The organism is Microbacterium sp. BH-3-3-3 (assembly GCF_007679045.1).
Lineage (GTDB): Bacteria > Actinomycetota > Actinomycetes > Actinomycetales > Microbacteriaceae > Microbacterium > Microbacterium algihabitans.
This window is the reverse complement of sequence record NZ_VEFS01000001.1, coordinates 784706-797271: the sequence shown is the minus strand read 5'-3', so window position 1 is coordinate 797271 and position 12566 is coordinate 784706. Positions and strand designations below refer to the sequence as shown.

Genomic DNA, 12566 nt, shown 5'->3' with positions numbered 1-12566 from the left:
GCACCGTGCCCGGCCGACCGGTAGCGGTCAGCGGGTGACGGCGAGGAGCGAGCGGGCGACGTCGTGGCATCCGCCGGGTGAGGGAAGGCCGTAATCGACCTCGACGACCGTGCGGAGTTCGGCCGCGAGGTCGTCGGCCGTGGGGGCGCTTTCCAGAGCTCCGAGGATGGGGAGGATCAGGTCGTCGTACTCGTCGGCGGGCCAGCCACGACCGATGTGGTGCACGCCGATGGGGTCCCATTCGTTGAGGATTTCGCGGATGCGGAGGGCTTCGGGAGACAGTGACCGCGGCGGTGAGGACGTCTGCATGCCCCGAGTGTGGGCAGTGCGCTTCGGAGTGGGCTGAGCGTCGGCCCAGCGCTGGGTGTACGAAGAGTGCAGAGAGCGTCGCGAATGCCGTCGCTCGGAGGTTCTTCAGCAGGATCATCGACGAGCCGATGTAGCGTCGGTAGCCGATATCCGCCGCCGGGGGGCGCTGTACAGGACGGAGTCGCCGTGAGTGACATCGACGAGCCTTCGGGCGGCGACCCCGCGCGCGGCGGCGACCAGTCGTCGCGCAAGAGCGGACTGTCCCGGCGCACGCTCGTCTTCGGGGGGATCGCGGTCGGCGGCTTGGCCGTGCTCGGCGGGGGAGCGCTGGTGTACCGGGAGGTGCGACGCGCCGCGGGACCCGAGGGCAGCTGGGTGAAGTTGAGCCCGATCGTGCCGCTGCCCGAATCGTCGCCCGGCGCCACCTCGCCGGCGTTCGAGCAACCGGGGGCGGACACGACGGTCGCCGTCTGGGCCCACGCCGATGACGACATCATCTTCGCCAACCCGCATCTCGCGGGGATCATCGCCTCGGGCGCGACCCTGCGCACGGTCTTCGTCACGGCCGGCGATGCGGGACGGGGCCTGGAGTACGCGAAGCTGCGCGAAGCCGGCATCCGCGCCGCCTACGACGACATGCGCGGCAGCTCGGAGCCGTGGGACGAGAAGCAGATCACGTTGCTCAGCGGCGCGCGGGTCACGCGCTTCGTGCCGTCGGACGACGATCGGCTGTCGATCACCGTCCTGCGGCTGCCCGACGGCAATCTGAGCGCGAAGGGTTTCCCCGCCACCGGCGATGCGGGCCTGACGCAGCTCATCAACGGCACCGTGCCGGCTCTGCAGCCCATCGATGACGGTCCCACCCTCGACAGCGGGCGCCTGTCGCAGACCGTCGCCGAGTTGATCCACGCGGGTCGGCCCGACCGCGTGACGACGAACGTTCCGCACGAGAGCGCCTTCGCCCGGGGCGACCACCCCGACCACTCGTGCGTGGGATCGCTCGTGCGCACGGTCGCGGCGACGGCGGGGGTGGCGGCGGAGGCCATCACCTACTACATCGGTTATCCGTCGCAGCACCAGCCGCCGAACGTGCTCGGCGCGGACCTCGATGCGAAGGTGGCGGCCTACCAGACCTACGCCGCGCACGACCCCGTCGTGACGTGCGACTCCGCCGCGGCCTGTCTGGCGCAGCCGGGGTTCGGTCAGTGGCTGCGGCGCTCGTATCCCAAGACGGACGGCGAATTGCAGCTGCACTGAGCCTGTCGGGAAGGCCCAGGACGGAGCGCGATACGTGGGGCTCAGCGCTCCGCCCCGGGGGTCGAGGGGAGGTCAGTCCTCCGAGACGGTGACGGTGACCTCGATGTTTCCGCGGGTGGCGTTCGAGTAGGGGCAGACCTGGTGGGCCTCGTCGGCGAGCTGCTGGGCGAGCTGCGCCTCGATGCCCGGCAGGACGACCTCGAGCAGAACGGCGAGCTGGTAGCCGCCCTGTCCGTTGGGACCGATGTGCACGCGACCGCCGACCGACGAGTCGGCGAGCTTCACCTTGTGGCCGCGGGCCACCGCGTGCAGCGCGCTGTGGAAGCAGGCGGCGTAGCCGGCCGCGAACAGCTGCTCGGGGTTGGTTCCGGCGCCGGATCCGCCCATCGCCTGAGGGACGGCGACGTCGAGGTCGATGTAGTCGCCGGCGGTGACGTGGCCGTTGCGGCCCTCGCCGGTCGAGACGGCTTCGGCGGTGTAGAGGACGTCCATGGGGGTTCCTTTCGTGGGGCGGGGCATCACGCGGTGGTGCGTGGCGCCCGGGATGCGGCGATCACCGGTTCGGGGTGGTCCCGCAGGTCTTTCATGGCCTCGGTGAGCTGGTGCAGCGCGTCGATCAGCTCGCGCGCGCTGTCCATGTCGGGTAGGCCCGACCCGGCCGCGATGCAGCGGGGCACGTGGGCGAGTTCGGTGCGCAGGGCCGTTCCGCGCGGCGTGAGGGACACGGTGACGACGCGCTCGTCGGGGCTGCGGCGCGCGCGCGTCACGTATCCCGCGGCCTCCATGCGCGCCAGCATCGGCGAGAGCGTGCCGGAGTCGAGCTGGAGCGCCTCGCCGAGGCTGGTCACGCTCTGGTCGCCGTCGGTCCACAGCGTGACCAGCGCGATGTACTGCGGATAGGTGAGGTTCCACGGCTCGAGCAGAACGCGGTACGCCTGCGTGGTCGTGCGGTTCGCCGCGTAGAGCGCGAAGCAGACGAGGTGGTCGACAGCGGGCATGGCAGAACTCTTGCACACAACTCAGTTGTGCACAACTCAAATGAGAATCGCTCGCCGTCCGCCATGGACGCAGACGGACCATGGGCCTGATGTCAAGCCCTGACATCCCGACCGCCGACGCCTCAGCATGGGTCGCATGACCAGCCGCAGCGACGCGAGTTTCGCCTCGCCCTCGGGATTCCTCCCCGACGGCGACGGCGACCTGCTCGCCATCAACGGGCACCACTTCGACCTCGGCACGCCTTCGACGTTCGCGGGAGGCGGCGCGGTCTGAACCCGCGTCACCCGCGGTCGGGCTCGATGTCGTCGGCGGGATGCCGCGTCACCAGCAACTGCGAGACGCGCCGACGTTCGATCGCGCTCACCTGCAGCGTCGCTCCCTCGACCTCGACGGTGTCGCCGACCCGCGCGAGTCGTCCCAGGCGCTCCACCACGAATCCCGCGACCGTGTCGGACGCGCCGCGGGGGAGGGGCACGCCGGTCGCTTCTTCGAAGTCCTGCAGGTTGAGTCGACCCTCGACGGTGCCGTGCTCTCCCTCGGACAGGGGCTGCTCGGCATCCGTGTCGTACTCGTCGAAGATCTCGCCCACCACCTCTTCGACCAGATCCTCCAACGTCACGATCCCGTCGGTGCCGCCGTACTCGTCGACGACGACGGCGATGTGACTGCCGTCGGCGCGCATCGCCGTGAGGGTCGGCAGCACTCGCGCCGTCGAGGGGATGTAGCGGATCTCGCGCATGACGGCCGAGAGCGGGCGGCCGGGCTCGTCGTAGAGGTCGCGGACGTGGACGAAGCCCACGACGTCGTCGATGGTCTGCTCGGCGACCGGGTAGCGCGAGTAGGGCAGATCGCGCACGCGTTCGGCCGCCTCGGCGATGGTGCCCCCGGCGTCGAGCGTCACGACCTCCGGGCGCGGGCGCATGACCTCGCTCACGTGCCGATCCCGCAGCGACAGGACATCGTCGAGGATGCGACGCTCGTCGTCGGGAAGCCCCTCGTGGCTGGAGACGATGTCGCGCAGCTCTTCCTCGGTCAACTCCTCGCCGGTCTTGTCGGGATCGCCGCCGAGCAGTCGGACCAGCAGGTTGGTCGAGATCGACAGCAGCCAGATCACCGGTCGCATGAGCTTCGCGAAGCCGTTCAGCACCGGCGCCACCGTGTAGGCGAACGCGGCGTTGCGCTGAATCGCGAGGCGCTTGGGCACCAGCTCTCCCAGCACGAGCGAGAGATAGGCGATCACGAGCGTCAGGGCGATCGTCGCGACCGTCGCGGCGGCGCCCTGCTCGAGGCCCAGAGAGACGAAGAGCGGGGTCACGGAGGGGGCGATCGACGAGGCGCCGTACGCGGCGGACGCGAAACCCGCCACGGTCACGCCGATTTGGACCGCCGAGAGGAAGGTGTTGGGGTTGCGCGCGAGATCGGCCACCTTCTGGCCGCGCTTGCCCCGCGACGCGAGCGCGTTGACCTGGCTCTCGCGCAGGGTGACCAACGCCATCTCGGTCGCGGCGAACACGCCTCCGATCAAGACGAACACCACGACCAGGACGATGTTGAGAGCGAGGTCGTTCACCGGCCCGCCCCGTTCTGTCCGGAGTTCGCGCCCGGGGTCACCCGGGCGTTCGGACTGTGACCGTCGGGACCGCAGGCGTGGCTCATGCGCCGAGTGTACGGAGCGTGCGCTCGGGCAGCGCCGTGAAAGCGGGGGGTTGCGCCGGGATGCGCTCGTCTGCTCGTCAGCGGATCGTGCCGTCGGCGCCCGAAACCCGGACCGTCTCGCCGCCCTCGCGTTCGATGACCCACACCGAGGTTCCGCCCTCGTCCTCGAGCTGCGCTTCGTCGACCGCGGCGTCGCCACCCTCGCCCGCGGCGATGCGCACCGCGTCGGCCAGGGTGGTCGTGATCGCGTCGAGAGCGGTGCGGTCTTCGTCGTCGAGCGCGTCGGCGTCTTGCGAGGACTGCACCGTCGCGCCGTCGGAGCTCACCCGCACCTCGATCGCGCGGTCGCCCGTCGCCACGTGCACCTGCCACTCGCCGTCGTCGGTCTCGAGCTCGAAGGCTCGGCCGCCGGCGCTCGCCTCCGCCGTGGTGATGGCCCGGACCGCCTCGCGGTCGGATGCGGCGGCATCCGTTCCTCCCGCCGGGGTGGACGCGCATCCGCTCAGCGCGAGGGCGGCCGCGGCGATAAGGGCGATGGCGGCGGGGAATCGGATCGAGGCCATGCCCGAAGGCTAATCAGCGCTCCCGCTCGACGCAGGGTGTTGCGCGCGGGGTCGTCGGTGTGCGTTCGGGGGGCATTACCAAGCGGCGGCCGACCCGTCAACGGTGGCCCGACGTCCAGCTTCGGGTTTAATCATCACCGGCATGAGCGAGATCACCGCACACCATGGACTCCTGACCGACATCGACCTCCACGTCGACGACACGGGCGGCTCCGGTCGCCCCGTCGTCCTCATCCACGGCTGGCCCCTCTCCGGCGAGTCGTGGGCGCACCAGGTCCCCGCCCTCGAGGGCGCCGGGTACCGGGTCGTCACCTACGACCGGCGCGGCTTCGGCCGCAGCGACAAGCCGCGCTCGGGCTACGACTACGACACCTTCTCGGACGACCTCCAGGCCGTGCTCGAGGCCCTCGACCTGCGCGATGTCACTCTCGTCGGCTTCTCGATGGGCGGCGGCGAGGTCGCCCGCTACCTGACCCGGCACGGGGCGGACCGCGTGCACAGCGTCGTCTTCGCGTCGGCGGTGCCGCCGTACCTCGCGAAGACGGACGACAACCCCGAGGGCCCTCTCGACGACGCGACCGCCGACGGGATGAAGCAAGGGCTGAAGGACGATGAGAAGTCGTTCTACCACCAGTTCACGACCGACTTCTTCTCTGTGAACGGCGAGCTGGTGGTCTCGGAAGCCGATCGCGCCGAGGCGGAGCGCCTGGCCGACCAGGCCGATCACCACGCCGCGCTGAAGTCGATGGAGGCATTCGCCACGACGGACTTCCGCGACGATCTGCCCAACGTGACGGTGCCGACGCTCGTCATCCACGGCGACAGCGATGCGACCGTTCCGTTCGAGGGGTCCGGCAAGCGCACGCACGAGGCTGTCGCGGGCAGTGAGCTGCACGTCGTCTCGGGCGCCCCGCACGGCGTGAACGTGAGCCACGCCGAGGAGTTCAACCGCGTGCTGATCGACTTCCTCCAGCGCTAAGCCCTCCGGTCGCCCTCTCGATCTCGCCCGCATCCGCGGAGGGCGCGACCTTTCTTCGACGCCCTCGTCACCATCGGTGGCGGGGGCGTCGTGGCGTCCGGCCGGGTGAGTGTGATCTGCGCGAGGGGTGATGCGTCGGGCGACAGACTCCCGGGGGCCGCCGCAAATGCCGGTGAGCAGCCCGCCTCGTCCCTAGCCTGACGCGCATGTCCGACACCGACGCCGCCCTCCTGCGTCGCGGTCGTCCTCGGCGCCGCGGGTGGCGCGAGGGCGGATCCCGCGTTCGCGGCTGGGATCTCGAGATGCTCGGCTGGGCCGTCTTCGCCCTGGGCGTGGGCGTGCTGCTCGCGCACGCGGCATCCGTCGCCCTCCCCGTCGAAACGTCGTCCGACGCTTCTCGCGTCGTGTTCTGGGTGGCCCTGCTGGCGCCCGCCGTGATCGCCCTGCGCCGGTCGCGACCGCGCGGCCTGCTGCGGATCAGACTCGTCGACCTCGCGTACGGCATCGTCTTCGGTCTGATCGTGCGCGGGGTGCAAGGGGCGCTCGCCGGCCTCGAGGGGCCTGTCGCCTGGCCGTCGACGTTCACGACGGGCGACGGACTGCCGTCGTCGTTTCTGACCGACGCGGTGGGGGACGCGATCGTGGCGCCGCTGTGCGAGGAGAGCTTCTTCCGCGGGGTCGTGCTGCTCTGCATCTTCGCGGTGGTGAGGCGGTGGAGCGGCCCGGTCGCGGCGGGCGTCGCGGCCGTGGCGCTGTCGACCGCCCTGTTCGTCGTCACGCACCAGATCCTCGGAGCACCGGATGCCGTGGACCTGGCCGCCCTGGCTCTGCTCGGCGTCGTCACGGGGGTCTTCGTCGTCGGCACGGGGCGCATCTGGCCGGCGGTGGCGGTGCACATCGTCTTCAACGCGTCGGGTATCGCCCTGGTCGCCATCGGCACCCTGCTCGCGTGAGTCCGACGGCACGGTTTGGCCGTGGCATCCGGATGACGTAGTCTTGATCTTTGGTGCCTGCCTCTCTGCGAGCGGGTCACCCGAACGTGAGCCCTCCACCGGCCCTGTTCCCCCGCCCCTCGGGCGGAGAACGGACCACCGGAGCGGGATTCACGAACTCCTCCGTTCGATCAAGAAAGCAGCACTACTGTGACGCGCACTTTCACCCCCAAGGCCGCTGAGGTCACGCGCGAGTGGGTCGTTATCGACGCCACCGACGTCGTTCTCGGCCGTCTGGCCTCGCACGCGGCGGTCCTCCTCCGCGGCAAGCACAAGGCGACCTTCGCCAACCACATCGACTCCGGCGACTTCGTCATCGTGATCAACGCCGAAAAGGTGGCGCTCACGGGTCAGAAGCTCCAGAAGAAGATGGCCTACCGTCACTCGGGTTACCCGGGCGGCCTCAAGTCGGTCAACTACGAGGAACTCCTCGAGAAGAACCCCGTCCGCGCGGTCGAGAAGGCCATCCGCGGCATGCTGCCCAAGAACAGCCTCGGCGCGGCGCAGCTCAAGAAGCTCAAGGTCTACCGCGGCGCCGAGCACCCCCACGGTGCCCAGCAGCCCACGGCATACACCTTCGACCAGGTCGCCCAGTAAGCGCCGCCGGATAAGGACGAAACAGTGTCGAACATCGACTCCAGCAACTACAGCACCGAGACGCCGGCCGAGCAGACGGCCGTCGCCACCGAGCGCCCCGTGCTCTCGGTCCCCGGCGGCGCCGTCGGCCGTCGCAAGCAGGCCATCGCCCGCGTGCGTCTGGTTCCCGGCTCGGGCACGATCACGGTCAACGGCCGCACGATCGAGGACTACTTCCCGAACAAGCTGCACCAGCAGCTGATCAACGACCCGTTCACGGTGCTCGAGCTCGCGGGCTCGTACGACGTGATCGCGCGCATCTCCGGTGGTGGCCCCTCGGGTCAGGCCGGCGCGCTGCGTCTGGGCATCGCTCGTGCGCTCAACGAGATCGACGCCGAGAACAACCGCCCGACCCTGAAGAAGGCCGGCTTCCTCTCGCGCGACGCTCGCGTCAAGGAGCGCAAGAAGGCCGGTCTCAAGAAGGCCCGCAAGGCGCCTCAGTACTCCAAGCGCTGAGTTCGAAGCTCCGTATGCCTCTTTTCGGCACGGACGGGGTGCGGGGGCTGGCCAACGGCCTCCTCACCGCCGAACTCGCGCTGCACCTGGCCCAGGCGACTGCTGTCGTCCTGGGCCAGGGTCGTTCCGCGGAGGCGCGCGAGGCCGAGGGTCGTCGACTCACGGCCGTCGTCGCGCGCGACCCGCGCGTGTCGGGGGAGTTCCTCTCGGCCGCGGTCGCCGCGGGACTGGCGTCGTCGGGTGTCGACGTGCTCGACGCCGGGGTCATCCCCACTCCCGCGACAGCTTTCCTGATCGCCGACCACGACGCCGATTTCGGCGTGATGGTTTCGGCGTCGCACAACCCCGCACCCGACAACGGCATCAAGATCTTCGCGCGCGGCGGCACCAAGCTCCCCGACGTCGTCGAGCAGCGCATCGAAAGCGCTCTCGAGGGCGAACGGCTGCAGCCCACCGGCGCTGGCGTCGGACGCATCCGCCGCTTCGCCGACGCGGAGGACCGCTACGTCCTGCACCTGCTCGGCTCGCTCCCGCACCGTCTCGACGGCATCCACGTCGTGCTCGACTGCGCGCACGGAGCCGCGGCCGGTGTGTCGCCCGAGACCTTCAAGGACGCCGGCGCCCAGGTCACCGTGATCGGCGCCGATCCCGACGGACTGAACATCAACGACGGCGTGGGCTCGACGCACCTCGACGTGCTCGCCGAGACCGTCGTGCGCCTCGGTGCCGACCTCGGCATCGCTCACGACGGCGATGCGGACCGCTGCCTCGCCGTGGACGCCGAAGGCAACATCGTCGACGGCGACCAGATCATGGCGATCCTCGCGGTCGCGATGAAGGACCGCGGCGCCCTCGTCGACGACACGTTGGTCGCCACCGTGATGAGCAACCTCGGACTCCATCGGGCGATGCAGGACCACGGCATCCGTGTGCTGCAGACCGGGGTCGGCGACCGCTACGTGCTCGAGGCCATGAACGAGGGCGGATACTCCCTCGGCGGCGAGCAGTCGGGGCACGTGATCATGAGCGAGTTCGCCACGACCGGTGACGGACTGCTCACGGGACTCCACCTCGTGGCGGAGATGGCGCGGCAGGGCAAGACCCTCGCCGAGCTCGCCTCGATCATGACCGTGTACCCGCAGGTGCTCGTCAACGTGCGCGGCGTCGACCGCGACGGAGTGAGTGACGACCAGGTGCAGGAGGCCGTCGCGGCCTCGACCGCGGAACTCGGCGATTCCGGACGCGTGCTGCTGCGCGCGTCGGGTACCGAGCCGCTCGTGCGCGTGATGGTCGAAGCCGCCGACGAGCACACGGCTCGCCTGCACGCCGATCGGCTCGCCGACGTGGTGCGGGAGCGTTTGGCGCTCTAGGGTCCGTCCCTTCGACAGGCTCAGGGACCTTCGACAGGCTCAGGGACCTTCGACAGGCTCAGGGACCTTCGACAGGCTCAGCAGTCTCCGTCCGCGGAGGCTGCTGAGCCGTCGTCGTCTCAGTACTCGAGCGACTCGATGTAGCGCAGCAGGACGCCCTCGCGCAGGGCCCACGGCGAGACCTCGAGCTCGTCGACGTCCATCGCCTTCATGGCCCGCTCGACGACGACCGCCGCCGCCACGATCTGGAACGTGCGATCGGCCGTGATGCCCGGCAACGCCTCGCGGGCGTCGGCGGGGATGCGGGCGAGGCGCGGAATCCAGTCCTTGAGCTCCTTGCGCGGAAGCACCATGCGATCGATGCCCGACCACCCCGGCACGGGGTACCCGGCGAGCTTCGCCAACGAACGGATCGCCTTGGACGAGCCGATCACGTGATCGGGGCGGGGGAGAGCGGCGAAGCGCTCGGCGACGGGGGCGAGGACGGATGCCGCGTGCTGGCGGAGCGCCTCGATCTCATCGTCGCTGGGCGGGTCGTGGGGGAGGAACCGCACGGTCGATCGTCCGGCGCCCAGCGGCACCGATTCGGCGAGGTCGGGCAACTCGTCGGCGCCACCGGCGATCTCGAGCGACCCGCCCCCGATGTCGAAGAGCAGGATCTGCCCCGCCGACCATCCGAACCAGCGGCGCACCGCCAGGTAGGTGAACCGCGCCTCGGTCTCGCCGCCGAGCACCTGCAGCGGCTGGCCGAGGGCATCCTCGATCAGGGCGATCACGTCGTCGCCGTTCGTGGCCTCGCGCACCGCCGAGGTCGCGGTGGCGAGCAGCTCGTCGACCCCCTCGGCGCGAGCCCTCTCGCGAGCGGCGGTCACGGCATCCACCAATCCCCTCACCCCCTCGGGCGAGATCGAGCCGTCGGGCTGCACGTAGCGCATCAGGCGCAGGACCGATCGATGCGACGAGGTCGCGGTCGGTCGGCCGCCCGCGCGCGCATTGGCGACGAGCAGGTGGACGGTGTTCGAGCCGATGTCGAGGACTCCCAGGCGCACGGTCCGAGCGTAGTGGGCGGATGCCGCGGACCTCCGGCCGCGGGGCGCTCGAGGGTCCGCGCGGCCGCGCCGGTAGCATGGGCGGGTGTCCGCCGCCGAGACAGCCGCTCCCGCACCGTCGCTGAGCCCCTACCGTCAGATCGACCGCGAGGACTGGGCCCGCATGGCCGGTGGACTCGAGCAACCGCTGACCGAGAACGAGATCGTGCAGTTGCGCGGGATCGGCGACCGGCTCGACCCCCGCGAGGTCGCGGAGGTGTACCTGCCGCTCAGTCGCCTGCTGAGCCTTTACGCCCGCGCGACGCGTCGGCTCGGCGTCGACACGAGCCAGTTCCTCGGCGAGCCGGATGCCACGACGCCTTTCGTCATCGGCGTCGCCGGGTCGGTGGCGGTGGGCAAGTCGACCATCGCGCGTCTGCTGCGCGAGCTCATGAGTCGCTGGCCCGATACGCCGCGCGTGGAGTTGGTGACCACCGACGGGTTCCTCTATCCGAACGCCGAGCTCGAACGGCGAGGCCTGATGGACCGCAAGGGCTTCCCCGAGTCGTACGACCGGCGGGCGCTCGTGGAGTTCCTCAGCGAGGTCAAGTCGGGCGCCGAAGAGGCCCGCGCCCCCTTCTACTCGCACGTGCGGTACGACATCATGCCCGACGCGCACGTGAGCGTGCACCGTCCCGACGTGGTGATCGTCGAGGGCCTCAACGTCCTGCAGCCGCCGCCCTCGCCGAACGAGGTCGCCGTCAGCGACCTGTTCGACTTCTCGATCTACGTCGATGCCGACGCCGCCCACATCGAGCGCTGGTACGTCGACCGGTTCCTCGCCCTGCGCGACAACGCCTTCACGAACCCGACGTCGTTCTTCCGCGTGTTCGCCGACATCAGCGACGAAGAAGCGGTCGAGCGCGCGCTCGGCTACTGGCGCGAGATCAACCTCCCCAACCTCGAAGAGAACGTGCTGCCGACGCGGCATCGCGCGAAGCTCGTGCTGCAGAAGGGCGCCGACCACACCGTCGAGTCGGTGCTGCTGCGCAAGCTCTGAGCCGCGGCATCTGGAACCGTCCGTCCCCGTGAAGGGCCGGTAATCGGCGACGGATCCGAGCGGTACCGACGTCCGTCGCTCGGTATACCTACTGCCCGCGGCCCCGCATTCAAACCGGTACCACAGGTCGTTCACAGACTCCTCACAGCCGACCTAGCGTGACTGCACGGCTCTCTTTCGCGGGATGCCGTGACCTGCGCCGACGGCGGCGCCGGCGTACCGAAGGGGGAGTCATATGTTTCGCGTGAGATGGAGGGACCGGGGTTCCGGTCCCGGCAGCGGGTCGACGGAGAACGGTCGGGTGTGGACGGGCAGTCGCACCGGACGCGCCGCGATCAAGGTCGCCGCAGCGGTGGGCGCGGGATCGCTCAGCCTGTTCGGCGGGGTCACGGCCGCGCAGGCCGCTCCGACGGTGAGCGCCCCGGCGCCCATCCAGCTCGGAGTGCTCGACCTGATCGACGGGACGCTCGACCTCGACGTCACGGACGTGGTCGACGCCCTCGACCTGGCGGACGCCGTCGACACGACGCTCGACATCGACGTCGCGGATGTGCTCGACGCCCTCGATCTCGACGCGGATCTCGATCTGCTCGACGCCGACGCCGACGTGCTCGACGTCACCGACGTCGTCGACCAGCTCGACCTGGACGTCATCGACGCCTTCGACGCGGATGCCGACGTGCTCGACCTCGACGCCGACACCGTCGACGCGACGGATGTGGCCGACGCCGACGCCGCCGACGCGGAGGCGCTCGACGTGCTCGACATCGACGTGACCGACGTGCTGGACGCCCTCGACCTGGACGGCACCCTCGACCTGCTCGACGCGGACGCGGACGTGCTGGACATCGACGGTGACGCCGAGGGTCTCGACATCGACCTGATCGACGCGGATGCGCTGGACATCGACATCCTGGACGCGGACGCCGACGTGCTCGACATCGACGCCGACGGCGCCGACGTCGTCGACGCGGCCGAGGTGCTCGACGCCGCTGACGTGGTCGACGCGACCGAGGTGCTCGACGTGGATGCCGCCGACGCGCTGGACCTCCTCGACATCGATGTGACCGACGTGCTCGACGCTCTCGACCTCGACGCCGACGCCGACGTGCTGGACGCTGACGCCGACGTGCTCGACGTCACCGACGTGCTCGACGCGGTGGACGTGCTCGACGTCCTCGACGCCGACGCGGACGTGCTGGACATCGACGCGGATGCTGCTGACGCCACGGACGTGGTGGACGCGGATGCCGCTGACGCC

Annotated in this window: 15 protein-coding genes; 9 read left to right on the top strand and 6 right to left on the bottom strand. The window is 70.2% G+C overall.

The genetic code is table 11. The features are described 5' to 3' along the window. Nucleotides 1-27 precede the first annotated feature (27 nt). Nucleotides 28-309 carry a hypothetical protein gene (locus FS769_RS03715; RefSeq protein ID WP_144829537.1) on the bottom strand — a complete coding sequence of 94 codons (282 nt, stop codon included), beginning with the start codon at nucleotides 307-309 and terminating at the stop codon, nucleotides 28-30. 186 nt (nucleotides 310-495) lie between these two features. Here FS769_RS03715 and FS769_RS03710 point away from each other — a divergent pair, with 186 nt between their 5' ends. Next, nucleotides 496-1566 carry a PIG-L family deacetylase gene (locus tag FS769_RS03710; protein ID WP_186325408.1) on the top strand — a complete coding sequence of 357 codons (1071 nt, stop codon included), beginning with the start codon at nucleotides 496-498 and terminating at the stop codon, nucleotides 1564-1566. Between the two features lie 72 nt (nucleotides 1567-1638). Here the strand turns inward: FS769_RS03710 and FS769_RS03705 are convergent, their stop codons facing one another. Together FS769_RS03705 and FS769_RS03700 are read right to left on the bottom strand one after the other, a co-directional pair. Beyond that, nucleotides 1639-2058 carry an organic hydroperoxide resistance protein gene (locus FS769_RS03705; protein WP_144829531.1) on the bottom strand — a complete coding sequence of 140 codons (420 nt, stop codon included), beginning with the start codon at nucleotides 2056-2058 and terminating at the stop codon, nucleotides 1639-1641. 26 nt (nucleotides 2059-2084) lie between these two features. Then, on the bottom strand, nucleotides 2085-2564 hold the full coding sequence (locus FS769_RS03700) for a MarR family winged helix-turn-helix transcriptional regulator (RefSeq protein WP_144829529.1): 480 nt from the start codon (nucleotides 2562-2564) through the stop codon (nucleotides 2085-2087). A 136-nt stretch (nucleotides 2565-2700) separates the two neighbouring features. Between FS769_RS03700 and FS769_RS16755 the strand changes: the two genes are divergently transcribed. Continuing rightward, the gene (locus FS769_RS16755) at nucleotides 2701-2838 is read left to right on the top strand and encodes a hypothetical protein (protein WP_186325407.1); all 138 of its coding nucleotides are present in this window, start codon (nucleotides 2701-2703) and stop codon (nucleotides 2836-2838) included. 7 nt (nucleotides 2839-2845) lie between these two features. On the opposite strand, the gene FS769_RS03695 is transcribed toward FS769_RS16755, so the two are convergent. Further along, a complete protein-coding gene (locus FS769_RS03695; protein WP_144829526.1) occupies nucleotides 2846-4135 on the bottom strand; it encodes a hemolysin family protein in 1290 nt (429 codons plus the stop codon). A gap of 163 nt (nucleotides 4136-4298) precedes the next feature. Beyond that, nucleotides 4299-4784: a hypothetical protein gene (locus FS769_RS03690; protein WP_144829523.1), complete on the bottom strand. Its 486-nt coding sequence runs from the start codon at nucleotides 4782-4784 to the stop codon at nucleotides 4299-4301. Nucleotides 4785-4926: 142 nt separating this feature from the next. Here FS769_RS03690 and FS769_RS03685 point away from each other — a divergent pair, with 142 nt between their 5' ends. The 5 genes from FS769_RS03685 to glmM all read left to right on the top strand — a co-directional run bounded on the left by FS769_RS03685 (nucleotide 4927) and on the right by glmM (nucleotide 9217). Next, on the top strand, nucleotides 4927-5763 hold the full coding sequence (locus FS769_RS03685) for an alpha/beta fold hydrolase (RefSeq protein WP_144829520.1): 837 nt from the start codon (nucleotides 4927-4929) through the stop codon (nucleotides 5761-5763). A gap of 206 nt (nucleotides 5764-5969) precedes the next feature. Beyond that, nucleotides 5970-6716 (top strand): type II CAAX prenyl endopeptidase Rce1 family protein, encoded by a 747-nt coding sequence (locus tag FS769_RS03680; RefSeq protein ID WP_144829517.1) that lies wholly within the window; start codon nucleotides 5970-5972, stop codon nucleotides 6714-6716. A gap of 189 nt (nucleotides 6717-6905) precedes the next feature. Next, the gene (gene rplM / locus FS769_RS03675; protein WP_056226423.1) at nucleotides 6906-7352 is read left to right on the top strand and encodes a 50S ribosomal protein L13; all 447 of its coding nucleotides are present in this window, start codon (nucleotides 6906-6908) and stop codon (nucleotides 7350-7352) included. Between the two features lie 24 nt (nucleotides 7353-7376). Next, entirely contained in the window at nucleotides 7377-7847 is a 471-nt protein-coding gene (gene rpsI / locus FS769_RS03670; protein ID WP_144829514.1) for a 30S ribosomal protein S9, read from the top strand. Nucleotides 7848-7861: 14 nt separating this feature from the next. Then, on the top strand, nucleotides 7862-9217 hold the full coding sequence (glmM, locus tag FS769_RS03665; protein WP_144829511.1) for a phosphoglucosamine mutase: 1356 nt from the start codon (nucleotides 7862-7864) through the stop codon (nucleotides 9215-9217). Nucleotides 9218-9336: 119 nt separating this feature from the next. Here glmM and FS769_RS03660 read toward each other — a convergent pair whose 3' ends face one another. Further along, a complete protein-coding gene (locus FS769_RS03660; protein WP_144829509.1) occupies nucleotides 9337-10266 on the bottom strand; it encodes a Ppx/GppA phosphatase family protein in 930 nt (309 codons plus the stop codon). 85 nt (nucleotides 10267-10351) lie between these two features. On the opposite strand from FS769_RS03660, the gene coaA reads away from it, so the two are divergent. Both coaA and FS769_RS16750 read left to right on the top strand, forming a co-directional pair. Then, on the top strand, nucleotides 10352-11305 hold the full coding sequence (gene coaA / locus FS769_RS03655) for a type I pantothenate kinase (protein WP_144829506.1): 954 nt from the start codon (nucleotides 10352-10354) through the stop codon (nucleotides 11303-11305). A gap of 301 nt (nucleotides 11306-11606) precedes the next feature. After that, nucleotides 11607-12566, top strand: a 960-nt coding sequence (locus tag FS769_RS16750) for a hypothetical protein (RefSeq protein ID WP_186325406.1), incomplete at its 3' end; no start/stop codon positions are given.